The sequence below is a fragment of the Bacillus sp. RC251 genome, from assembly GCF_044908765.1.
In the GTDB taxonomy this organism is placed as follows: domain Bacteria; phylum Bacillota; class Bacilli; order Bacillales; family Bacillaceae_G; genus Bacillus_A; species Bacillus_A wiedmannii.
This window is the reverse complement of sequence record NZ_JBIYDP010000007.1, coordinates 105477-127707: the sequence shown is the minus strand read 5'-3', so window position 1 is coordinate 127707 and position 22231 is coordinate 105477. Positions and strand designations below refer to the sequence as shown.

General features: G+C 34.9%; 26 protein-coding genes and 1 riboswitch. Of the genes, 18 read left to right on the top strand and 8 right to left on the bottom strand.

Translation table 11 applies throughout. The features are described from left to right. Positions 1-11 precede the first annotated feature (11 nt). The 7 genes from ABH961_RS20680 to lepB all read left to right on the top strand — a co-directional run bounded on the left by ABH961_RS20680 (position 12) and on the right by lepB (position 6514). The gene (locus tag ABH961_RS20680) at positions 12-707 is read left to right on the top strand and encodes a DUF969 domain-containing protein (protein ID WP_000593393.1); all 696 of its coding nucleotides are present in this window, start codon (positions 12-14) and stop codon (positions 705-707) included. 1 nt (position 708) lies between these two features. Next, positions 709-1671 (top strand): DUF979 domain-containing protein, encoded by a 963-nt coding sequence (locus tag ABH961_RS20675; protein ID WP_046959846.1) that lies wholly within the window; start codon positions 709-711, stop codon positions 1669-1671. Positions 1672-1686: 15 nt separating this feature from the next. Further along, positions 1687-2334 (top strand): pyroglutamyl-peptidase I, encoded by a 648-nt coding sequence (gene pcp, locus ABH961_RS20670; protein WP_048547793.1) that lies wholly within the window; start codon positions 1687-1689, stop codon positions 2332-2334. A 168-nt stretch (positions 2335-2502) separates the two neighbouring features. Beyond that, on the top strand, positions 2503-2697 hold the full coding sequence (locus ABH961_RS20665) for a hypothetical protein (protein ID WP_048547791.1): 195 nt from the start codon (positions 2503-2505) through the stop codon (positions 2695-2697). Between the two features lie 80 nt (positions 2698-2777). Beyond that, the gene (locus ABH961_RS20660) at positions 2778-3515 is read left to right on the top strand and encodes an NAD-dependent protein deacylase (RefSeq protein ID WP_088110319.1); all 738 of its coding nucleotides are present in this window, start codon (positions 2778-2780) and stop codon (positions 3513-3515) included. A 241-nt stretch (positions 3516-3756) separates the two neighbouring features. After that, the gene (locus ABH961_RS20655; protein ID WP_098048426.1) at positions 3757-5910 is read left to right on the top strand and encodes a peptidoglycan D,D-transpeptidase FtsI family protein; all 2154 of its coding nucleotides are present in this window, start codon (positions 3757-3759) and stop codon (positions 5908-5910) included. A gap of 82 nt (positions 5911-5992) precedes the next feature. Continuing rightward, positions 5993-6514 (top strand): signal peptidase I, encoded by a 522-nt coding sequence (gene lepB, locus ABH961_RS20650; RefSeq protein ID WP_098048427.1) that lies wholly within the window; start codon positions 5993-5995, stop codon positions 6512-6514. 33 nt (positions 6515-6547) lie between these two features. On the opposite strand, the gene ABH961_RS20645 is transcribed toward lepB, so the two are convergent. Continuing rightward, positions 6548-7171 carry a CmcI family methyltransferase gene (locus ABH961_RS20645; protein ID WP_053078552.1) on the bottom strand — a complete coding sequence of 208 codons (624 nt, stop codon included), beginning with the start codon at positions 7169-7171 and terminating at the stop codon, positions 6548-6550. A 225-nt stretch (positions 7172-7396) separates the two neighbouring features. Between ABH961_RS20645 and ABH961_RS20640 the strand changes: the two genes are divergently transcribed. Continuing rightward, positions 7397-7582 carry an antitoxin VbhA family protein gene (locus tag ABH961_RS20640; RefSeq protein ID WP_048547778.1) on the top strand — a complete coding sequence of 62 codons (186 nt, stop codon included), beginning with the start codon at positions 7397-7399 and terminating at the stop codon, positions 7580-7582. A gap of 208 nt (positions 7583-7790) precedes the next feature. Then, on the top strand, positions 7791-8648 hold the full coding sequence (locus tag ABH961_RS20635; protein WP_098847280.1) for a PhzF family phenazine biosynthesis protein: 858 nt from the start codon (positions 7791-7793) through the stop codon (positions 8646-8648). 48 nt (positions 8649-8696) lie between these two features. Here ABH961_RS20635 and ABH961_RS20630 read toward each other — a convergent pair whose 3' ends face one another. After that, the gene (locus ABH961_RS20630; RefSeq protein WP_098847281.1) at positions 8697-9458 is read right to left on the bottom strand and encodes a class I SAM-dependent methyltransferase; all 762 of its coding nucleotides are present in this window, start codon (positions 9456-9458) and stop codon (positions 8697-8699) included. 198 nt (positions 9459-9656) lie between these two features. Here ABH961_RS20630 and ABH961_RS20625 point away from each other — a divergent pair, with 198 nt between their 5' ends. Further along, positions 9657-10148 carry a DUF2716 domain-containing protein gene (locus tag ABH961_RS20625; RefSeq protein WP_048547772.1) on the top strand — a complete coding sequence of 164 codons (492 nt, stop codon included), beginning with the start codon at positions 9657-9659 and terminating at the stop codon, positions 10146-10148. Positions 10149-10211: 63 nt separating this feature from the next. Here ABH961_RS20625 and ABH961_RS20620 read toward each other — a convergent pair whose 3' ends face one another. The 3 genes from ABH961_RS20620 to ABH961_RS20610 all read right to left on the bottom strand — a co-directional run bounded on the left by ABH961_RS20620 (position 10212) and on the right by ABH961_RS20610 (position 12900). Beyond that, a complete protein-coding gene (locus ABH961_RS20620) occupies positions 10212-10982 on the bottom strand; it encodes a DNA alkylation repair protein (RefSeq protein WP_048547770.1) in 771 nt (256 codons plus the stop codon). A 32-nt stretch (positions 10983-11014) separates the two neighbouring features. Then, positions 11015-11320 carry an iron-sulfur cluster biosynthesis family protein gene (locus ABH961_RS20615; protein ID WP_064469863.1) on the bottom strand — a complete coding sequence of 102 codons (306 nt, stop codon included), beginning with the start codon at positions 11318-11320 and terminating at the stop codon, positions 11015-11017. A gap of 113 nt (positions 11321-11433) precedes the next feature. After that, positions 11434-12900, bottom strand: a complete 1467-nt coding sequence (locus tag ABH961_RS20610; protein ID WP_048547767.1) for an amino acid permease — start codon at positions 12898-12900, stop codon at positions 11434-11436. Between the two features lie 112 nt (positions 12901-13012). Then, a riboswitch (Lysine riboswitch) is annotated at positions 13013-13205 on the bottom strand. 323 nt (positions 13206-13528) lie between these two features. On the opposite strand from ABH961_RS20610, the gene ABH961_RS20605 reads away from it, so the two are divergent. Next, entirely contained in the window at positions 13529-13978 is a 450-nt protein-coding gene (locus ABH961_RS20605; RefSeq protein ID WP_000764636.1) for a GNAT family N-acetyltransferase, read from the top strand. Between the two features lie 39 nt (positions 13979-14017). Here the strand turns inward: ABH961_RS20605 and ABH961_RS20600 are convergent, their stop codons facing one another. Beyond that, the gene (locus ABH961_RS20600; protein WP_142346269.1) at positions 14018-15028 is read right to left on the bottom strand and encodes a sulfite exporter TauE/SafE family protein; all 1011 of its coding nucleotides are present in this window, start codon (positions 15026-15028) and stop codon (positions 14018-14020) included. A gap of 98 nt (positions 15029-15126) precedes the next feature. On the opposite strand from ABH961_RS20600, the gene ABH961_RS20595 reads away from it, so the two are divergent. The 6 genes from ABH961_RS20595 to ABH961_RS20570 all read left to right on the top strand — a co-directional run bounded on the left by ABH961_RS20595 (position 15127) and on the right by ABH961_RS20570 (position 20061). Further along, a complete protein-coding gene (locus tag ABH961_RS20595; protein ID WP_404519899.1) occupies positions 15127-15924 on the top strand; it encodes a VOC family protein in 798 nt (265 codons plus the stop codon). Between the two features lie 14 nt (positions 15925-15938). Next, positions 15939-16877, top strand: coding sequence for an aminoglycoside phosphotransferase family protein (locus ABH961_RS20590; RefSeq protein ID WP_404519897.1), 939 nt, complete (start codon positions 15939-15941; stop codon positions 16875-16877). 13 nt (positions 16878-16890) lie between these two features. Continuing rightward, on the top strand, positions 16891-17634 hold the full coding sequence (locus ABH961_RS20585) for a metallophosphoesterase family protein (protein WP_404519895.1): 744 nt from the start codon (positions 16891-16893) through the stop codon (positions 17632-17634). Between the two features lie 111 nt (positions 17635-17745). Beyond that, complete coding sequence (locus tag ABH961_RS20580) at positions 17746-18414, top strand: nucleoside/nucleotide kinase family protein (protein WP_098152451.1); 669 nt, start codon at positions 17746-17748, stop codon at positions 18412-18414. Positions 18415-18457: 43 nt separating this feature from the next. Further along, on the top strand, positions 18458-19000 hold the full coding sequence (locus tag ABH961_RS20575) for a GrpB family protein (protein WP_048547756.1): 543 nt from the start codon (positions 18458-18460) through the stop codon (positions 18998-19000). A gap of 236 nt (positions 19001-19236) precedes the next feature. Next, entirely contained in the window at positions 19237-20061 is an 825-nt protein-coding gene (locus tag ABH961_RS20570) for a DUF2785 domain-containing protein (RefSeq protein WP_098847287.1), read from the top strand. 157 nt (positions 20062-20218) lie between these two features. Here the strand turns inward: ABH961_RS20570 and ABH961_RS20565 are convergent, their stop codons facing one another. Beyond that, positions 20219-21091: a hypothetical protein gene (locus ABH961_RS20565; RefSeq protein WP_098048437.1), complete on the bottom strand. Its 873-nt coding sequence runs from the start codon at positions 21089-21091 to the stop codon at positions 20219-20221. A 244-nt stretch (positions 21092-21335) separates the two neighbouring features. Between ABH961_RS20565 and ABH961_RS20560 the strand changes: the two genes are divergently transcribed. After that, positions 21336-21650 (top strand): DUF3892 domain-containing protein, encoded by a 315-nt coding sequence (locus ABH961_RS20560; protein ID WP_098643030.1) that lies wholly within the window; start codon positions 21336-21338, stop codon positions 21648-21650. A gap of 86 nt (positions 21651-21736) precedes the next feature. Here the strand turns inward: ABH961_RS20560 and ABH961_RS20555 are convergent, their stop codons facing one another. Further along, on the bottom strand, positions 21737-22177 hold the full coding sequence (locus ABH961_RS20555; RefSeq protein WP_000708783.1) for a YaiI/YqxD family protein: 441 nt from the start codon (positions 22175-22177) through the stop codon (positions 21737-21739). Positions 22178-22231 lie beyond the last annotated feature (54 nt).

The window sequence follows — 22231 nt, the reverse complement described above, 5'->3', positions numbered from 1 at the left end:
GAAGTGCTGGAATGATTAAATTAATCGGGATATTACTTGTTGCAGTTGGTTTTTTATTTAGATTAAATACACTATTAGTAGTTATGGTTGCAGGTATTGTTACTGGTATGGTTTCAGGGTTAAGCTTTTATGATGTCATTAGCATGTTCGGTAAATTTTTCATAGAAAATAGATATATGTCTATGCCAATAATATTAACTTTACCGGTAATTGGAATTTTAGAGCGTTACGGTTTAAAAGAAAGAGCAGAAGCACTTATAACGAAATCTAAAGGTGCAACAACTGGAAGAGTATTAATGTCATATTTTACGATAAGAGAATCATCAGCAGCACTGGGGCTGAACATTGGTGGTCATGCGCAAACAGTAAGACCGCTCGTTGCACCGATGGCAGAAGGGGCTGCGCAAGGTAAATACGGTAAACTTCCTGAAAAATTAAGAGAGAAGATTAAAGCAAACGCAGCAGCTGCGGAAAATACAGCTTGGTTTTTCGGAGAAGACATTTTTATCGCAACTGGTGCCATTTTATTAATGAAAGGATTCTTCGATTCAGTAGGTATGCATGTCGGTGTATGGGATATGGCACTTTGGGGTATTCCAACTGCAATATCTGCACTTATCGTGAGCTGGATTAGGTTTAGAAGGTTTGATAAATATATAGAGAAAACAATGAAGACAGAAGGAAAAGAAGAGAAGGAGGCAATATAATATGAACATCATAACTATGGATACAATTTATTACGTATTAGGTATAATCGTTGCATTTATCGCTGTTCGTATTGCGTTTGATCGTGAGCATCCAAATCGATTTGGTTCTAGCTTATTTTGGGCATTGTTTGCAGTTACATTTTTATTTGGAAATGTAATTCCTTCGTTTTACGTTGGTTGTATTGTGCTTGCTATGGTCGTGTTAGCTTCATTAAATAAAGTAACAAAATCAGAGGAGAAAGAAGTTCCAGTACAAGAACGTGTGAAACATGCGGAGAAATTAAAAAATAAAATTTTTATGCCTGCACTATTAATTCCTATTTTTACAATTATCGGTACGTTAACGTTAGGGAAGATTAAATGGGGGAATGTATCCCTTGTTGATCCAGATAAAGTCACATTAGTTGCATTAGCACTTGGGGCACTACTTGCATTCATTGCGGCGATGCGTATTACAAAATCGAAAATAACAACGCCTGTGCAAGAAGGAAGCAGACTATTACAAGCTGTCGGTTGGGCTGTTATTTTACCACAAATGTTAGCGGCACTTGGTGGTATTTTTGCAAAATCTGGCGTTGGACAAGTCGTTTCTGATTTAGTCGGACAAGTATTACCGACAGAGTATCCGTTCGTTGCTGTTATGGCATATTGTTTAGGAATGATGCTCTTTACAGTCGTAATGGGAAATGCATTCGCAGCGTTTGCCGTTATTACTGGCGGAATTGGCTTACCTTTAATTGTTCAAATGCACGGTGGAAATCCGGCAATTATGGCAGCGCTTGGTATGTTTGCTGGATATTGCGGAACATTGCTTACTCCAATGGCAGCAAACTTTAATATCGTTCCGGCAATGCTTTTAGAGCTAAAAGATAAAAATGCAGTTATTAAAGCGCAAGTACCAATTGCTCTTTCAATCTTTATCATAAATATGTTTATTATGTACGGCCTTGTATATCGTTTCTAATTAGGAGGGAAAACTATGAAAACAGTATTACTAACAGGATTTGATCCATTCGGCGGAGAAAGCATCAACCCAGCTTGGGAAGTCGCAAAAAGTTTGCACGAAAAAACAATCGGAGAATACAAGATTATTAGTAAACAAGTACCAACTGTATTTCATAAATCAATACAAGTTTTAAAAGAGTATATAGAAGAACTAAACCCTGAAATGATTATATGTATCGGACAAGCTGGGGGCAGACCAGATATTACGATAGAGCGTGTTGCAATTAACGTTGATGATGCAAGAATTGCTGACAATGAAGGAAATCAGCCCGTAGATGTACCGGTTGTAGAAGAAGGATCAGCTGCCTACTGGTCTACACTTCCGATGAAAGCAATTGTAAAAAAGCTACAAGAAGAAGGGATACCAGCTTCCGTTTCACAAACAGCAGGTACATTCGTTTGTAATCATTTATTCTACGGTCTCATGCATGAACTAGAGAAGCGTGATAAGAAAATAAAAGGCGGATTTATTCATATTCCGTTCTTACCAGAACAAGCGAGCAATTATCCAGGCCAACCGAGTATGTCACTTTCTACTATTCGTAAAGGGATAGAACTGGCGGTTGAGGTAACGACGATAGTTGAGGTTGATATTGTAGAAATTGGGGGTACGACGCATTAAGTAAGATTCTGAGGTAGTACCGAAGTGCGTATGTAGTTGTTATTTTTGTTTGGAAGAAGGATATATCGTTCACTTGATAATGATAGGGTACATTGCATATTTTAAATTCGCCCATTCTCATGTATAATTATTGTAAAAATTGGGATTTTGGAAATTGAGGTGGATATCTTGAAAAGTTTTGGTATGTTAGTATTCTCTACTGTGCTTTCAGCGGGGCTATTATATTATAATGCTCAATCCTTTTATAATAGGTTTACTTCTGGAAATACATATTATTGGGTAAACGGTATCCTAGCAGTTATCTTCCTTGTATTTCTGTACAATAATGCAAAAGATATCATCAAGAAAAACTATATAAAATAAGGAAGTTTAAAGAGTTCTTTATACAAAGACAACACCTCTTGTAAACAACTGGTATAATAAGTATAGGAAAATACATAGAGGTGATTTTTGTGCAACAATTTGAAGAAGTACGTTCAATTTTAGAAAAAGCGAAGAAAATTACAGCGTTAACAGGTGCAGGAGCAAGTACGGAAAGTGGTATCCCAGATTTTCGTTCAGCAAATGGATTATATGCTGATGCGAATGTGGAGATGTATTTATCAAGGGGATATTATAATAGGAGTCCGAAAGAATTTTGGAAGCATTATAAAGAAATCTTTCAAATTAATACGTTTCATCAATATAAACCAAATCGCGGCCATCGCTTTTTAGCTGAATTAGAAGAACAAGGGAAAGACATTACGATTTTAACGCAAAATATTGACGGTTTACATCAACTAGGTGGTAGTAAGCATGTCATTGATTTACATGGAACACTTCAAACAGCACATTGTCCGAAGTGTAAAGCGGGATATGATTTGCAGTATATGATTGATCATGAAGTGCCTCGCTGCGAGAAGTGTAATTTCATTTTAAATCCAGACGTTGTTTTATACGGAGATACATTGCCGCAATATCAAAATGCGATAACACGTTTATATGAAACAGATGTACTTATCGTTATGGGAACGTCGTTAAAAGTACAACCTGTCGCTTCATTCCCACAAATCGCAAAGAAGGAAATAGGGGCAACAACAATTTTAGTAAATGAAGAGTTAACAGGGCAAGAATATAACTTTGATTATGTTTTTCAAAATAAGATTGGTGAATTTGTTGAAGGTGTATCGTCGGTTAAATAAGTTATTATTTTTATGAAAAACTGAGGTGTATAGAGAACACCTCAGTTTTTTGTTTGAATAAAATTCATGTTATGACGAATTAAGGGGAATGGTAATAAATAGGACATAAAATCAAAAAACTGAAAATTAAATCTTTTATTTCTTTAGTAATTAATATAAAATTCTATATATATCATATAAATAAATTTGATACATAATGGTTCTATGTAGAAATGTTAATAGAATGAAGTGAGGGAGCGAAATGAGACAGAAAAAGGAGCAGAAGAAACAATCGAAAAAGAAAAAGACTCATATTCCTTTTCGATTAAATGTACTATTTTTTATCGTCTTTCTTTTATTTTCAGCTATTATAATTCAATTAGGTAAAGTACAAATCATTGATGGAGAAACGTATAGAAATGAAGTGAACAAAAAGGAAGATGTAACGGTAAGCACTCCTGTTCCTAGAGGGAAAATGTTTGATCGGCAAGGTCAAGTGATTGTAAATAATAAACCACTACGAACCGTTACATATACGAAAATGAAAGGAGTAGATTCGAAAGAAGTTTTACAAGTAGCAAGAAATTTAGCTCAGCTTATTGAAATGTCGCCAGAAGATATAAATAAGTTGACAGAAACAGATAAAAAAGATTTTTGGATGCAGTTAAATGAAAAGCGAGCAGCAGAAAAAGTAACGAAAGAAGATGAGAGTGCATTTAGGAAGCAAGAGATAGAGGGGAAAGAATTAGATAAAAAAGTTGAAGAGTTGCGTCGTGAAAGAATTACGCAAGAAGAATTAAACGAACTTTCAAAAGAAGATTTAGAAGTACTAGCAATTAAAAGTAGGATGAATGCGGGATATAAAATGACGCCGCAAATTGTTAAAAAAGATGTAAGTCAAAATGAATATGCAATCGTAAGTGAAAGATTGGCAAGTTTGCCAGGAGTGGATACGACAGTGGATTGGGAACGTGAATACCCAAATGATAAAATACTTCGTTCCATACTTGGTAGCGTTTCTACTGAAAATGAGGGCTTGCCGAGAGAACAGTTAGATTATTATTTAGTGCGTGATTATAACCGAAATGATCGCATTGGTAAGAGTTACATCGAGAAACAGTACGAAGATGCATTACATGGAACGAAAGAACAGTCTAAAAATATTACGGATAAAGCAGGAAATATTATTCGAACTGAAAAAGTGACCGAAGGAAAAAGCGGAAATAATTTAATGTTAACAGTAGATATGGAGTTACAGAAAAAAGTAGAGGAAAGTCTTGAAAAGAATTTACGAGCATTTCATTCTGCAGAGCCGATGATGGATCGCGCGTTCGTTGTAATGATGAACCCGAAAAACGGCCAAATTTTATCAATGGCAGGAAAGAAAATTGTAAATAAAGATGGCGGAATGCAAATAGAAGACTTCGCTTTAGGAACGATGACAAGTTCTTATGAGTTAGGGTCAACTGTGAAAGGGGCTACGTTATTAGCCGGATATCAAACTGAAACAATTAAGCCGTATACGCATTTCTTTGATGCACCAATGTATTTTAAAGGAAGTACTAAGCCAAAGAAATCGTGGAAAGATTTTGGTGATATTGATGATTTAAGAGCTTTACAAGTTTCATCAAACGTTTATATGTTTAATACAGCATTAAAAATGGCAGGTATTAATTATGTGCCAAACAATCCGTTAGATATTAAAAAAGAGACATTTAATAAAATGCGCTACTACTTTAGACAGTTTGGCTTAGGTGTACCGACTGGAATTGACTTACCGAATGAATCGATTGGTCAAATGGGTAGAACAGATAACATACCTGGTTTTTTACTTGATTACGCGATTGGACAGTATGATACATATACGCCGCTTCAACTTGCTCAATATATGTCAACAATTGCAAACGGCGGATACAGAATGAAACCACAAATTGTGCAAGAAGTGAGAGAGCAACCACATAGACCAGAGGATGTTGGAAAAGTTGTTCGGTCTATTGAACCAGTTATTTTAAATCGAGTGGATATGGACACTTCATACATTAATCATGTAAAAGAAGGATTTAGAAGAGTTTTTCAAGAAACTGACGGAACAGGTACGGCAACGTTTAAAGGATTACCGTATAAACCAGCTGGAAAAACAGGAACAGCTGAAACTGTATACGGTGGAGAAAGTGATATTGGAAGAGATGAAAACAATAACCGGAAAAAATGTTATAATTTAACTCTTGCCGGTTATGCACCATATGATGCTGATCCGGAAGTAGCTTTTTCAGTTGTTGTACCTTGGGTGAATGATGACAAATCAGGAATTAATTCCGCGATTGGTAAAGAGATTTTGGATGCGTATTTTGAATTGAAAACGAAAAGAGCGGGTGGAAATCCAGTCCCAGTAGAACAGCCGAACAAGGCCCAGTAAAAATAGTATCACTGCATGGAGACATATTGTGCAGTGATATATTTTTTGAGTTAAAAAGCGTTTAAATAAGGTGGGAATGGATATGAAGCAGGAGATTAAAAGAGGCTGGGGGAAATATATACTCTGCGTGTTTGTTTTGGTAGTATCCTATCATTCTTTTACTTTATGTAAAGTGGAAGGGAAATCGATGCAACCGACTTTATATGAAAAAGACTACGTATTTGTAAATAAAGCAGCAGTACATTTTTCAAATTTAGAGCACGGAGAAATTGTCATTATAAAAGAAGAAGATGAATCGAAATATTATGTGAAACGCGTAATAGGACTTCCTGGTGACGTAATTAACATAACGAATGGATCAGTATATGTGAATGATAAAAAGCAAGAAGAACCGTATACAAATAAAGATTTATTCAATAATACGCAAGTGTTTTATAACTTTCAAAAGACGAAAATCCCGCCAAATAAATTATTTGTAATGGGAGATAACCGTGAACTTAGTAGAGATAGTCGAAATGGCTTAGGATATATTGAAGAAGATAATATAATAGGCAAAGTGGAATTTGTATATTATCCTTTTTCAAAAATGAAGATTATAGAATAAGTGGGGTTATACACAACCCCACTTATTAAAGTTTCACTTTATCTTCTTTAAAAAACCTTTTGGATTAAATGAAATGAAAAACTTATGTTTAGATTCATCAATTATGAAGTTGTTGTTTTTAGCTAAAAACTCTTCTACAGCTTCCATTGGGCCGGGGCCCCAATCGGGAGAAACAGGATTTCCATTAATAGATGTATCCTCTACAATAATATAACTACCAGTAGTAACGATAGATTTATAAAGTAAAAGTTCTTTTGATACATGATCTTTACTATGATCAGAATCTAAAATAACTAAAATCACATCATCAGGTTTGCGCATATTTAATATAGTTTGAACGGCATGTACAGAAACAGAAGAAGCTGTTACATACGTAATTCGGTCATGGGATGGACGATTTGGTTGAGGGAATATATCAATAGTAACAACGTGACCCTTTCCAATTAAATCTAATATAGAAGCTAAATACAATGCGCTACCACCATAACAAGTGCCACATTCAATAATTAAATCGGGTTTTAATTCGTAAATAATTTCTTGATACAAAAAAAGATCAGAGGGAAGTTTGAAAATGGGGACCCCGAGCCAGTGTGTATCATGTAACCAAACGTTGCTGTCGTAATAAAGTTTTAGAAATTCATTGCTTATAGTATCGATGTTAATTCTCCTTTCTAAAAAGGATTCTTTCGCTTTACGTAAAGTGCTTACGTATGAAAGTTGTACTATATATTATGTGATAAGGAATTGTAAGGCGAGTGTTTTTACTTAAAAATAAGCTAAATAACTCATGTGTAAAGGGAAGGAAATGGACGTATGTATAAGTACACAATTTGCTTCATTAGAAAAAGAAATGAAAATGATGTGAAGGAGATAACTTAAATTATGGCATTCAAAAGCGAGGATGAACTGAATAAAGCTTTCGAGGCAGCTAAAGCGAGCCTAGAAATAGAAGGTATGACCATTACAAAAGAAATGGAAAAAGTTATAAAAGAAAAGTTAGCCGGAAAGATAACGCACGAGCAACTTATTACATTAGCTGATGCGATTGCGAGAAGCGAACTTACTTAATGATCTAGAAGCTGCCACAAATTTTTGTTAAATAAACGGGAAAAAGAGATGGTAGATCCATCTCTCAGGCTGTAGACAAACTATTTTTGGAGAGTTCAGATGCTAAAAAATAGTTTGTCTCTAGCTTTATGACGAATTTATCCAACAATATATATACGTAGTACGTTTTATGCTACAATTTACTATAAGTGAGGAAGGAAGGTGTCTTATGAAAATATCTGTTTATGTTGCAAGTGCATTTAGCAAGGATCATAAAGGCGGAAATAAAGCAGGAGTGGTATTTATGGAGAATACATTGACCACTACTCAAAAAATGGCAATAGCTAAACAACTGGGCTATGCGGAAACCGCATTTATATCAGAGTCTGAAATTGCTGATTATAAAATTGAGTATTTTACACCAAAAGAGGAAGTTGATTTATGTGGGCATGCCACAATTGGCTCTTTCGCGATACTGATGCATGTAAATAAACTTTTCAAGAATCGCTATACGATTGAAACGAACAGCGGTGTTCTTACTATTACCATAAAAGATGACATCATATTCATGGAGCAAAACGAACCGATATTCTATGATGTTATATCTCCAAATGAGTTTATCGACTGCTTTGACATTAAAGATATAGACAATACATACCCAATTCAAATTGTCTCCACGGGCTTAAAAGATATTTTAATTCCTATAAAAAGCGAAACACAATTACATACAATGCAACCTAATTTTGAAAAAATTAAAGAAATCAGCAAGTATTATAATGTTGTCGGGATGCATCTATATACTTTTAATGACAATCGAATTATATGCAGAAACTTTGCTCCGCTATACGACATTAATGAAGAAGCAGCGACTGGAACTTCAAACGGTGCATTAGCTTGCTACCTGTATGAACACCACTACTTACAAAAAGAAGTCTATGTATTTGAACAAGGTTATTCTTTACACTCGCCTTCCGAAATATTAGTTAAATTAGCAACCGATAGCGAGAATAAAATAGAAAAAGTTTATGTTGGTGGCAAAGGCTATTACTGTGAAACGAAGTATTTAAATATAGAAAATATCGACTGAAAATAAAAAAGAGATGGTAGATCCATCTCTTTTTCATATACTCCATGATTAACTGCGAATTGCCTTAATCATAAATCGATGTTGCTTCACATCAAAATAACCTTTTTGTAAGATGATTTCATGTATACGATATAATTCCTCATTGTAACCTTCGACAGTAAAATCAGGAATTTGCCACGGAATCGCTTTTAAATAATAGACGATAGCGCCAATGTCGTAAAAGCGTTGAAAAGGGAACTCTTCTTTTTCTTCTAAAATAGTAAATCTATTTTCCTTTAACTCACAACATGCCGCTTCAAGCGACCAACTTGCAAATTCGCTATTTAGCGGTGTGTTAAACTGTTCATTCAGTTCCGCGCAATCGAGACCACCAACTTGTTGGGTAAAAAATATTCCATTAGGAGAAAGTATTCTTTTTACTTCAGAAGCAGCATATGATTCATGTTGATTTATGATTAAATTAAACTGACCATCTTGAAATGGTAAAGCAGTATCATCTGTTACCTCTATAACTGTAACCCCTAAAGGTTCTAATTTCTTCCGAGCAATCGGCACGTTTGGAGCATAGCCCTCAGTCGCAAAAATAGTTGATGAGAACGGTTGTAACATAGATAAAAACTCTCCGCCGCCAGTGCCCATATCTACCATTGATTCTGCATGCTGCATAAGCTGGAAAGCAGCGCTGCCATACGACCACGATAAAGGTGCGCTCTTCATCCGACCCGTTTCTGAAATGAAAGAAAAATCCCAACCGCTAAAATTTGTATTAGCACTTTCTAATAAAGTTAAAAATAATGGATCACGTTTCATAATTGTATCCTCCTATTTTGTAAGTAAATGATATGATGAAAAAAGAAAAAAAGGAGGACCTCTTATTAAAGGGGAACGTTTTTACGTTTCGTGTTCGAATAGATTCATATACATTCGCTCCTTGTCAGAATGGTTATTTATATATTCGGGATAATCGAGTGTAAATCCTTTGAAGTTAGTAGGGAAGGTAGTTGTTTAATGGAAAACTGGATAGAGTTTACGGACAAAGAGAATAATCAAATTTGGGACAAGATATATAGTGAACTTAAGTTTTCACCAAGTGTTTCTATATTCCCATCATTTAAGGTGCCAAGTCCTTTTGTAACATATGATATTTCTCATTGCTTTGGAGAATCGATAGATATAAATATATATAGCGATCTGGAAGATAAAGCGTTACAAGCTTTTCAAGAAATTACAGGATCAAATGAATATATTATGGCACTGGATTGGCAACATGAGTGTTATTGGGTGAATCCACATTTTGAGTTTGAAAGAAATGAATTTGATGAGTGGATGATACCTGTATTTCCGAATGGAGATTACTACTTCTTTATTCAGAAAGACTTTAAGTGGGGCTATTTAGGCCATCCTTGGGAGGAGAGTATAACGATATTTGGAAAAGAACTTATAGAAAGCTTTGAACGAAATAAGCCAAAAATGTTTCAAAATATTTTAAGACAAGGGTAATGTTTGAAAGAGAAAACCGCTTATACTTCATTTTTGAAGCATAAGCGGTTTTGTTTAAAATACTTAAAAAGAAAAATCTTTTGGCAAAGTACCACTTTTTATTACCGTTCTTAACCCATGTTTTATAATCCAAGGGTTAACAGGATGCTGTTTATCACGTAACTGCTGCAACCATTGAAAAACGAGTTCTTTATCGTCTTTCGTAATATCGTTAATATGATTGGCTACTGATTTTTGGACATATTTAGAAGGATCATTCATTAATGGTTCAAGAAGCTGTAAATTGTTCTTAAAGTCACCTTTCAGAGCTCCCATTTTTTTAGCCCAAGGAAGTCTTGGTCTTGTACCTTCGGAAACTAATCTCCTAATGTGGCTGTTTTCGTCATGAATCCACTGTTGTAATATGTGTAGTGTGTTTTCATGGTATGTTTTGAGAAAAGGCCGAATGGCATATTCAGCAGTATTCCTTTTTGTTATTTCATACATGGCGTTACATGAGGTTTCAAAATCGTTAAGCCCATATTTTTCAACGTATTTTGCAATAGGCATATACATATAGCCGTTTGTAAATGTACCTACTTCTGTTGTGTTTTCTGGTCCCAATGTTTTCAGTAAAATATGTATTGCTTCATTAAAATCTTTTTGTAATGCAGTATGTAATTCATCTGCTATTACTTCTATACGTTGCTTTAACTCTAAATTTTCAACTTTACATGTGACGGAAGATACGAAGTTTCTTTTAGAGAAATTAGGATCGTGTTTACAAATAGAATCAGCCATTATTTCTGCTAATTCTTCATTAAATAAAAATTTTAACGGAACATAATTACCCATTTTTCACCTCATTGATCAGCTGAAAATAATTTTTATTTTTTAATCGACAACCCATAAACTAAAGTCTCACTCGGAGTCGTAATACTAAAACCTGTCGTTTTATAATCAAGTGTCACCGTATCACCAGTGTAGTCTTTCGTAAATGAATCCATTTGTACGATAAACTCAGCATCTTCATATACAACATCATCTGCATCATATGTATCCCAAATTAAATCAACATCAATGAAAATACTGCAAGAGTTTGTCATTGTTCCTCTAATGCGAATGATTTTTTTGTCTTCACGTTCTAATCTATGTATAGCTGCTTTTGCTTCATCAGTAATGCGAATGTTCATGGTATCCCAACCTTTATGTATATTTCCTTTATTATTGCAAAAACAGGAGCAATAGGGAAGGGAGAAGCATTGGAATAAAAAACGAGCAAACAAATTTGTTTGCTCGTTTCACTTTATTTCAATTCACATTTATCAAGTGGAATCACTTTCGTTTTCTTCGTAAATTTATATCCTAACCATAGTACTAAGAAGAGTGGTAAACCGATGTAAGAAACGAGTACGCCGTTCCAATCAATTGATTCACCCATAAATGCACCGTAGTTTTGTCCTAAAATTACGATGACACAAAGTGCAAATGCGAAGATTGGACCGAACGGGAACCATTTTGCTCTATATGGTAAGTCTTTTAAATCTTTACCTTGTGCGATATATGCTTTACGGAAACGGTAATGACTAATTGCGATTCCGACCCATGCGATAAAGCCTGACATTCCAGATGCGTTTAATAACCAAATGTATACAACACCGTCGCCGAATAAGGAAGCAATGAAAGCGATACTACCGACAATTGACGTTACGATTAATGCGTTAACAGGTACACCGCGGCTGTCTAATTTGCCTAAGAATTTTGGTGCTTTACCTTGGCGAGCTAAGTCCCAAAGCATACGAGTTGATGCATACATACCAGAGTTACCAGCAGATAGTACTGCCGTTAAAATAACAGCGTTCATAACAGAAGCAGCAAAGGCAACGCCCGCTTTTTCAAAAATAAGTGTAAACGGACTTACTGTAACATCGCTTGCGGCAAGGCTTTCAGTTGTATAAGGAATTAATAAACCGATAACGAGAATCGCAAGGATATAGAATAAAAGAATACGCCAAAAGATAGAACGAATTGCTTTTGGAATGTTACGCTCTGGATCAGCAGTTTCACCAGCAGCTACTCCTAATAATTCAGTTCCTTGGAAGGAGAAACCAGCAGCCATAAATACACCGATAATTGCCATAATGCCGCCATTAAATGGTGCATCTGCAACTGTAAAGTTTTTGAAGCCAACAGTTTCGCCACCCATAATTCCGAAAATCATCATAAAGCCGACAATTAAAAAGATAATAATAGTAACTACTTTAATAAGTGCGAACCAATATTCAGATTCACCAAACCCTTTAACAGATAAATAGTTTAAAAGGAAAATAATAGCTAAACATAATCCACTCCAAATAAGAGAAGGGGTATCAGGGAACCAAAATTTCATAATTAATGTTACAGCAGCGAGTTCAGCAGCAATTGTAATGGCCCAGTTATACCAATAGTTCCATCCAAGTGCAAAGCCAAGGGACGGATCAACAAATTTTGTTGCATAAGTACTAAAAGATCCAGTAACAGGCATGTAAGCTGCGAGTTCAGCTAAGCTTGTCATTAAAAAGTAAACCATAATCCCAATTGCGGCGTATGCAATTAATGCGCCACCAGGTCCAGCTGAATGGATGACACCACCGCTGGCAAGAAATAGTCCGGTACCGATTGTACCACCGAGAGAAATCATCGTAAGGTGACGAGATTTTAATCCGCGTTTTAATTCACCTTGTCCTTGTGTAGTTTGCGTTTTAGAGGTAGCTTGATTCGTTGCGCTATTCATGTTCAACACTCCTTTTCTTGTAAGATAGGAAGGAACGGGGGAGAAAAATACAAAAAACCGCCAAAGGAATTTGGCGGAACGTTTCACAAATAACCACCCCATCATACCCTTCCGTTAAGATAGCACCCCACGTTTACACGGTAATTTTGTAAACGTGACAGTTCTGTTCCTTTCGGAGACAGCCCCAGCTCATAATTCCAGAGAAGAAATATAAACTTCGGCAACTTTTCCTTTCAAACGGAGTCGGTGACATTCTCTGTGTCTCGTCCGTTTTACTCATAAAAGTCGCAACCTCTACCTCATCGGATTGATGAGGATTTGATATATTGCTAAGATTTTTAATATATGGCAATTGTAATGACTTTCTGAATATATTGCAAGATATTTTGTTAGGAAAAGTCAAAAAATATCGGTTATTGTATAGAAAACGCTTGCAAAACTCCACCCGAACCTACTGTTATGTAACAAAAAACAAATAAAGAAATTGTTATACGAATGTTTCGCAAAAAATATTGAAAAACCCTTTAAAAATAAAAGAAAATTCTGAAAATATAATTCGACATTCATAATAAGGTCATATTTTTTGTTATAATTAAAAAAACGTTTAAGCAAAAAAGGGGAAATTAACATGAAATTAGAAACAGAAAGACTCTATATAGTACCGTGTACAGAAGAGAGTATGCAAGTTGCTAACGAGCAAGGATATAACAGTGGTCCGCATATTGTAGGGCATGTAGAAAATGTAAAACAAAATAAGGTTTTATTACCTTGGGGCGCGTGGTATGTCATTCGCAAAGAAGATGACATCGTTCTAGGTGATATAGGATTTAAAGGGAAACCAAATGAGGAACATACAGTAGAAATTGGTTACGGATTTATTGAGAAATATTGGAATAAAGGGTATGCGACAGAAGCTGTAAGAGAATTAATAAATTGGGCTTTTCAAACAGGAGAAGTAGAAACGATTATTGCGGAGACACTTCTTGAAAATGATAGCTCGATTCGTGTATTAGAGAAATTACATATGAAGAGAATTGACACTACAGAAACGATGATTAATTGGAAAATAGAAAAATAAAAAATACCGCTCGAAGTATATCGGGCGGTATTTTTATCGTTATGGTAGCATTTGTTTTTGATCATTCGGATATCCGGCTGTCGATGCGTTAGAACGCTTGGAATGATTGCGAACAGCAATGAAAATAGAAATAATAACGACAAGACCAACTGCCACGTAAGAAAGTGAAATAATAGTTGGATCAACTTTAAATGTAGTAAGCAATGTACGAATGTTTGTAAAGATAATAAGGCCACCAACTAATACGCCAAGTAAATGAGAAGGAACGATGCGTACTAGCCATGCAGCGATTGGTGCCGCAACGATACCACCGAGCATGAGAGAAAATACCCAAACCCAGCTTACTTGTTCCCATCCAAGTGAAATGAAAAATCCAATTGTTGCAGCGAGTGAAACAGGAAATTCGCTCGTATCTACAGATCCGATAACTTTTCTAGCTTCATTTCCTCTTGCCAAAAGTACAGGTGTCGTAATCGGCCCCCAGCCACCACCACCAGTTGAATCAACGAATCCAGCGAATAAGCCAAGCGGAACAAGCTGTTTTGCAGACATACGTTTATTTGAAGTAACAATTTGTTTTTGAATGATGAATCGTAATAAAATATAAACCCCTAAAGTAAATAAAAATACGGAAATGTACGGTTTAATTATATCGCCAGGTAAATTGCTTAAAAAACATGCCCCAATAAATGCGCCAATTGCTCCTGGTAATGTAAGCCTGGAAACGGTATATTTATCAACGTTTCCAAATTTGATGTGAGATGCACCAGAAGCGGCCGTTGTAACGACTTCAGCTAAATGAACAGATGCGGAAGCTACAGCTGGTGCGATACCAAACATTAATAATAGTGAGGTAGATGTTACCCCGTACGCCATTCCAAGTGCCCCATCAATCAATTGAGCGAAAAATCCAATAATAGCAAAGACAATTAATTTCTGCATAAATAATCCCCCTGTAATAATAAATGAAAAAGGCACTTTTCCCGTATGAGAAAAGTGCCTTTGGTTTTTCCAATCAGCAATAATTAAATTTGTTTCATTATAATACATATTAATCGTATAAATCAACTGGGTTTTAAAGTTTTTTGAATTGAATGAAAGAAAAATAAAATATACAATAAAAGGATGGAGAGAAAGGGGAGAAAGACATGTTACGATTTGATCATCTCGTACACGCAGTATATGGTACACCGGAGGAAGCGGCAAAACAAATACAGGAGCGTGGATTTCATACTGCAATAGGCGGAGAGCATATTACTTGGGGTACTTGGAATAGTTTATGTTATTTTGATTTATCCTATATAGAATTTTTAGCAGTTCAGCATGAAGAAAAAGCGAAGAAAGCAGACAATCCATTAGTACAAGAAACAGTAGTAAAATTACAAGACGGAGAAGGAATGCTACAAATCGCAATTCGAACAGATGCCATTGAAGACCTAGCAAATAATTTTAGTAAGCACGGTTTACATACGATAGGACCATTTGAAGGAAAACGTATAAGAAAAGATGGCCGTCTTTTAGAGTGGAAAATGTTATTTGTAAAGCAAGAGGAAAACGGACTGAAATTACCATTCTTTATACAGTGGAATGAAACGGATGAAGAAAGAAGAAACGATTTACGTAACATAGGGACGATCACTGAACATAAAAACAAAGTACAACAAATTGAAACGATTCATTACGCAGTGAAAAATGTTCGAGAAACAGTACAGAAATGGAAAGAAGTAATGGGGCTAACTGCAAGCTCAATCACAAAGAATGAAGAATGGAATGCGGAGTGTCAAAGCGTATCATTTGGTGATGTTCATGTGCAGTTTTGTGAACCAATAGGAGAAGGGTTAGTACTAGAACGTTTGAAGCATCATGGCGAATATCCATTTGCAGTGGAGTTTAAAGGTGAAAATAAACGAGAGCATGAAGTGTTAAGTAGTTTGTACATATATTGATAGAGGTGAATGTTGTGAAGGAAATGCTTAGAGAGATAGAGAGACAACTAGAATGGCCTCGTATTGTAAAGTGTACAGCTATTTCAAAAGGTTTTTCACATGAAGAAAAATATAAAGTTGAATTAAAGAACGAAGAAACTTATTTTGTGAAAGTATGTGATGCTGTTCATTTTGAACGTAAACAAGAAGAATATACGTATATGAAACAATTAGAGTTATTACATATTCCAACGCCCAAGTTAATTCATTTCATAAAACTTGAGGAATTAAATAAATGTGTACAAGTATTTGAATGGGCCCAAGGTGTAAATGGTGAAGAAGGTTTAGGGAAGCTATCGGTGGAAGAACAGTATAATGCAGGAAGAAAAGCAGGGGAAGTATTAAAGAGGATCCACTCAATTGGAAGAGAAAGTGCAAGTAATAAATGGGGAACGGTTCGATGGAATAAATACGAAAGATACGTAGAAGCGTTAGCAAACTATGAAATAGACTTCCTTGATTTGAAGCCAGTATTAAGTTTTGTAGGGGAGCATAAACAATTATTGAAAAATCGCCCTATTACCTTTTTACACGATGACTTCCATCCAGCAAATAGTATGATTCATAATAAAGAGTTTATCGTTATCGATTTTGGTGGATATGATTTTGGCGATCCAATACATGATTTTTATAACGTAGCGATCTTTACTACAAGAATAAGTAAACCATTTGCGGTTGGACAAGTTCACGGTTATTGCGTGGGAGAACCGTCACTTCACTTTTGGCAGTTGTACTCATTATATGCAGCAATGACATTCCCAGCTGATATCGTATGGACAAACAGAAGCACGCCACATTTAGTAGATGATATGAAGGAAAGATTGAACGGAATTTTAGAAGATCATTATAATTTTTCATCCTATATTCCAAAATGGTATCAATCACAACATGAGGATATAATAAACAATAAGTAATGGAGGGATTCATATGGATAAAATAGCAGTAATTTCAGATATTCACGGTAATATTCCAGCTTTAGAATCTGTACTGCAAGATATTAAAGTAAGAGGAATTGAGCGCATCATTTGTCTTGGAGATTTAGTCGGAAAAGGTCCTCATTCTAGTGAAGTGATTGAAATCATTCGTAAAGAATGTGATGGAGTTGTAATGGGGAACTGGGATGATTTCATCACAAAACCTACGGAATTTGAAGCGTTAAAATGGCATCAACAAAAATTATCGGAAGAACAAAATGACTATTTAAGAAGCTTACCATTTTCAATCGAATTTTTTATGAGTGGCAAATTAATTCGTATGTTCCACGCATCGCCGAGAAGTTTATATGAAAGAATTCAGCCACATGCCTTAAGAGAAGAGCGTATTAGTATGTTTGAAAACAGTGAGCTGACAGAGAATATAGAAGGGGAAAGAAAACCAGATGTCGTTTGCTACGGTGACGTTCACCAAGCATTCGTTCAAAACTTCAGAGGGAAAACGTTATGTAATGCTGGTAGTGTAGGTAATCCTCTTGAAATTACACAAGCTTCCTATTTAATATTCGAAGGTACTTACAATGAAAAAGAAGCAGCGAGCTTTTCTATTCAACTCGTACGTGTACCATATGATATTGAACTAGCTATCAGACTAGCAGAAGAACTCGATATGCCAGAAATTGAAGAATACAAACAAGAATTACGGACTGCTTTATATCGAGGGTTTAAGGGAAAGTAAGCTAATCATAATATATCAACGATTTTTTCGATATATCGACTTACCGACAAATAATGACACGGATTGTTACCTGTAATTATTTTATGTAAACTAACTGTAGGAGGAAATATCATGAACCGAATACAACGCATGAAAGAAATTGCAGATCATATTTTAAAATTAAATTTAACACATCCAACAAGAGTTGGAGTAAGTGGTATTACAGCTTCAGGAAAAACAACATTTGCAAACGAACTAGCGGAAGAAATAAAAAAACGAGGATTACCAGTAACACGCGCCAGCATTGACGATTTTCATAATCCGCGAGCGATTCGTTATGCACAAGGAAAAGAGTCTGCAAGAGGGTATTACGAAGATGCACACGATTATACAGCTTTCAAAGAAAGATTATTAATGCCTTTAGGACCTAACGGGAATTTACAGTATGAAACGATTTCTCATAACTTAATAACGGATATGCCTGTACATACTGAGCCGCTATTGGCCACACAAAATATGATATTAATAGTAGATGGAACGTTTCTATTGAAAAAAGACGTTGCGCATTTATTTGATTACAAAATCTTTGTAGATACAAATTTTGAGATGGCGAGAAAACGTGGTGCTAAGCGGGAAACTGAAGCTTTTGGAAGTTATGAAGAAGCAGAGAAAATGTTTTTAAACAGGTATCACGCGGCCTGTAAGATGTATATAGATGAGCATAATCCGAAAAGTTGTGCGGATGTTATATTTCGGAATAATAACTTTGATGATCCAGTAGTTGTATTTAAAGAAATTTAATATTGTTTATACAGCAAAAAATTCGTGAAAGGAGATGTTTTGGATGGATACAAAAGAGAATCCGAACAATTGGCCTGTATGGGCGAATGAGTCAGTAGAGATAGTGAATGCAAATCCTGATTGGCAAGATAAAGGCCGATGTGAAGAGCAGCAATTATATGAACTGCTTGCTCCTCTCGGTATAAGCAAAGTAATACATATAGGAAGTACATCCATACCTGGTTTACCTGCAAAACCTATCATTGATCTAATGGCTGAAATAGACTCATTTGAAAGAGTACTACATATTTCAGCTACATTGGCCATATATAATTGGCATTATGTAACCCCAGAATTAGATGAAAGACCTTGGAGAAGGTTCTTTGTGAAAGTTAAGAATAATAGGCGTGTAGCTCACCTGCATTTAATGGTTAAAGGAACTGAGAGATGGGAGCAACAACTTTTATTTCGTAACCGCTTACGAGAAAATCCACAATTAGTTTATGATTATTCAAATCTTAAACAAGATTTAGCTAAAAGGTTTAACCGAGATAGAGAAGCATATACAAAAGCTAAAACAGAATTTATTAAACAAGTTCTAAAATGATGCAACTTTTGATTGTAACTACGTTTGAATACAGAAGAAAAAACATCCTTTATTTTATAAATTAAACTGACATGAAATGCATGTAAACAAAGTGAGAGACTGCGATGCTCTAATGTATTTCCTTTTATTTATCAGGAGAAATTATATATAATTGAATCAAGTTCATATAAGGATAGGTAATTACAGGGGATAAGGCGAAAATATGTTAATAAAGTAAAAAGGGGACAGGAAATATAATGAATGAAGTACTAGAACTAAAAGAAGAACTACTACAAATTAAAAATAATAATTATGCTGTACCAGAAGACGTAGATGCATATCCATATGCGCAGTGGATGTTAGATTATATCGGTTCACCTGATGCTGAATTACGTGATGATTTAATTTATAGTACGCTTCACACATGGATTACAAATGATGTATTTAGACAAAAAGAGTTACGAGGATTAATGTTACAAGCAATTAGTCCTGATTATTTATTTTATAAAATTGGTGAAAAGGGCACAGACTCTGTATTTAAACGTGCATTCTCCGTACTAATTCCACCACTTATTTTATCTGTTCATGAAAGAGAACCACTTTTATCTGAAGAACAACTGTACAGTGTGGCAGAACAAGTGTTGGAATATGTATATTTAGAAGAAGATGTAAGAGGTTACGTAGAAGGAAAAGGTTGGGCACATTCTACAGCACACGCTGCTGATGCACTTGATGCTTTAGCACGTACTATACAAAATCGTGAGTTTTCATATGCGATTCTTGCAGCTGTTCGTCAGAGGGTTCGATTAAGTGATTACGTGTATGTGCACTTTGAAGATGAGAGATTAGTAGCGCCAATTATGTCGTTACGTAACCAAAATATTTTAACTGGAGAAGAGTGGAGCAATTGGCTACATAGCATAGCAACTGTTGAAGATATCCGACATCCGCAGCATGCTATTTTAGTACAAAATATTAGAACTTTCCTAAGAAGTTTTTATTTCAGAGTTTTAGAGGCAGAAGGTAGTACAGCCTTTACAGATGATATATTTGAGACTTTGAAGGGTTTGCGTAGGTATTAAAAAATCACTAGATGCCATTATAAATGAGTACGTAAGAAAAGAATAAGATTAAAAAACCGATTATACATGTAGGCTCTCTACAAAAATAATCGGTTTTTTAGTTGAATTGAAATTTTAGACTTAACTATACATGTGCTTGTATGTAATAAGAAATGTATTAAATATGTAATTGTGGATGTTCTTCATATAAACTATTCACATACTGTTTTAAATTCTTCATGAACAATAAAACATCTTGACTAGCCATTCTAGCATGTTGAAGATGAAATATATTTCTTTTCCCAATTTCAAATTCATCTGATGTTAAAGTAATAGGTATATTTTTAAAGATATGCCATGGGAAATATAAGTGTACAAAAGTTTCTCTAAAATATATACCTGATTCACAAATTAATACTCCATCAGATCCTTTCCCCATATTCCCAAGGATAGATGTATCTAAAAAAGCGATGATTTGTTCTTCTTTTGGAACGATAAATCGTGCCTCAATTGCTTTTAACTTTTTGTCTGAAATATGAGTGTCTACAAATAATCCGTTATCAGGTTCTAATAATTCATTGTATGTTTCAAATAATGAGCAAATTGATTTTATCTCATCCATTTTTATAATTGGATGTATATCATGTTGTTTTGAATTTTGGAATGAATTCGTAAGAGCTATAAGTAATTCTTTAAATAACAGTGGTGGATAATCACTCCCGTTAATATTGAAGCTTTTTTGTGCATCAAAAGATAAGAAACCATCTTTATCAATTTCAATTTGTTGCACTTCATTTAATTGATCAAATTTCAAACTTCCTTTACCTAATAACCAATTTTTCCAGTATAAACCCGAACTCGTAAAGTAAACACCATACTTGCCTGATCCAAATAAATTACAACTTAAAAAAGCAATAACTTGATCATCCTTTGGTATAGAAAAACGTTTATGGGCAATTGATAAGAAATCTTTAGGGATTCTAGTAACATAAAATCTAGATTGCTGATACTCTAAACAAATATCAGTTAAGCGATTAATATCTATATTCACCTGAATCATTCTCCATTTCAAATTTCGTTTCGATATAATTAATTATAAAGTTGTCAGGAAAATATTAACACTTAAATTTAGCTTAAATTAAGAAGGTAAGAAACTATAAATAGATTTGTATTAGAATACAAAAAATGACCTGTATTCTTTATTTGGAGTAGTAAAGACTTGTTAAGGTAATAAAAAGGTACATAAAACCACCACCTCCCAACCATACTAATAAAATGTGTTGGAGGTGAATGTTATGGACAAGAAAGACTTTGAAAAAGTTTATAATGATTACTTACATCAAGGAGAAGAGCAAGCTCAATTTGAAGTAGACCATGAAGTCAATTCAGGAGCAGAACAAATTATTGCCGTTCGTAAAAATGATGATGGGGATTTAATTGCTTTTAAGACAAGTAGCGGGAGAGAGTTAGATTATATGACTGCTCTTAATGAAGCGAAATCAGGGAAGTTAGCACATGTGGACGTATTTCATAAGTATGGTAGGGATATTATACGTAGTGAACCGGATGGAATAAAAGAAAATAACTTAGATAATCTACCTTCATTTTAAACGGGTAAACCCCAAGAAGAGAATGTTCATTTCAATATTCTCTTCTTTATTTTGCGAAGTTTTCCTTGCAAATAGACAGTTCATTTTTAAAGAGCGATCATACTTTTAAAGAGTGCTCGAAATTTCTCTTTATCTTCTGCTGTAAATGGTTTCGGTCCCTTTGTACGTTTACCGCTCTTTCGAACCATTGCACTTAAATACCGTGTTTGTAATAGTTGTTCAATGTTTTCATTCGTATACTTGTACCCTTTATGGTGTAGCACGATACAGCCTTTTGCTAAAGCCAGTGAAGCAAGACCGTAATCTTGCGTTACGATTAAATCTTCTTTTTTTGCTAACTGCATAATCCGGTAATCTGCAGCATCTGCTCCAGAATCAACATAAATTGTTTCTACGCCTGTTGGCTGTTCTGCATTAGAATAATGAGAAAAGCTAGTAACGAGGGTAACAGGGATTTCTACATTCGTAGCTTCGGAAATAATCACATCTTTTACAGGACAAGCATCTGCATCAACGTAAATTTTCATTGGTATCACTCCTATAAATAGATTCGAGTTGATGATAATGGTAGAATTTTCTTT

What these genes read in the sequence shown, in the direction of transcription:
- ABH961_RS20600 (WP_142346269.1), bottom strand. Translation starts at nt 15,028, where the DNA reads ATGTATTATAATGAAACAAATTTAATTATTGCTGATTGGAAAAACCAA.
- ABH961_RS20615 (WP_064469863.1), bottom strand. Translation starts at nt 11,320, where the DNA reads ATGAACATTCGCATTACTGATGAAGCAAAAGCAGCTATACATAGATTA.
- pcp (WP_048547793.1), top strand. Translation starts at nt 1,687, where the DNA reads ATGAAAACAGTATTACTAACAGGATTTGATCCATTCGGCGGAGAAAGC.
- ABH961_RS20640 (WP_048547778.1), top strand. Translation starts at nt 7,397, where the DNA reads ATGGCATTCAAAAGCGAGGATGAACTGAATAAAGCTTTCGAGGCAGCT.
- ABH961_RS20680 (WP_000593393.1), top strand. Translation starts at nt 12, where the DNA reads ATGATTAAATTAATCGGGATATTACTTGTTGCAGTTGGTTTTTTATTT.
- ABH961_RS20580 (WP_098152451.1), top strand. Translation starts at nt 17,746, where the DNA reads ATGAACCGAATACAACGCATGAAAGAAATTGCAGATCATATTTTAAAA.
- ABH961_RS20675 (WP_046959846.1), top strand. Translation starts at nt 709, where the DNA reads ATGAACATCATAACTATGGATACAATTTATTACGTATTAGGTATAATC.
- ABH961_RS20560 (WP_098643030.1), top strand. Translation starts at nt 21,336, where the DNA reads ATGGACAAGAAAGACTTTGAAAAAGTTTATAATGATTACTTACATCAA.
- ABH961_RS20595 (WP_404519899.1), top strand. Translation starts at nt 15,127, where the DNA reads ATGTTACGATTTGATCATCTCGTACACGCAGTATATGGTACACCGGAG.
- ABH961_RS20635 (WP_098847280.1), top strand. Translation starts at nt 7,791, where the DNA reads ATGAAAATATCTGTTTATGTTGCAAGTGCATTTAGCAAGGATCATAAA.
- ABH961_RS20575 (WP_048547756.1), top strand. Translation starts at nt 18,458, where the DNA reads ATGGATACAAAAGAGAATCCGAACAATTGGCCTGTATGGGCGAATGAG.
- ABH961_RS20620 (WP_048547770.1), bottom strand. Translation starts at nt 10,982, where the DNA reads ATGGGTAATTATGTTCCGTTAAAATTTTTATTTAATGAAGAATTAGCA.
- ABH961_RS20630 (WP_098847281.1), bottom strand. Translation starts at nt 9,458, where the DNA reads ATGAAACGTGATCCATTATTTTTAACTTTATTAGAAAGTGCTAATACA.
- ABH961_RS20585 (WP_404519895.1), top strand. Translation starts at nt 16,891, where the DNA reads ATGGATAAAATAGCAGTAATTTCAGATATTCACGGTAATATTCCAGCT.
- ABH961_RS20555 (WP_000708783.1), bottom strand. Translation starts at nt 22,177, where the DNA reads ATGAAAATTTACGTTGATGCAGATGCTTGTCCTGTAAAAGATGTGATT.
- lepB (WP_098048427.1), top strand. Translation starts at nt 5,993, where the DNA reads ATGAAGCAGGAGATTAAAAGAGGCTGGGGGAAATATATACTCTGCGTG.
- ABH961_RS20605 (WP_000764636.1), top strand. Translation starts at nt 13,529, where the DNA reads ATGAAATTAGAAACAGAAAGACTCTATATAGTACCGTGTACAGAAGAG.
- ABH961_RS20610 (WP_048547767.1), bottom strand. Translation starts at nt 12,900, where the DNA reads ATGAATAGCGCAACGAATCAAGCTACCTCTAAAACGCAAACTACACAA.
- ABH961_RS20655 (WP_098048426.1), top strand. Translation starts at nt 3,757, where the DNA reads ATGAGACAGAAAAAGGAGCAGAAGAAACAATCGAAAAAGAAAAAGACT.
- ABH961_RS20570 (WP_098847287.1), top strand. Translation starts at nt 19,237, where the DNA reads ATGAATGAAGTACTAGAACTAAAAGAAGAACTACTACAAATTAAAAAT.
- ABH961_RS20625 (WP_048547772.1), top strand. Translation starts at nt 9,657, where the DNA reads ATGGAAAACTGGATAGAGTTTACGGACAAAGAGAATAATCAAATTTGG.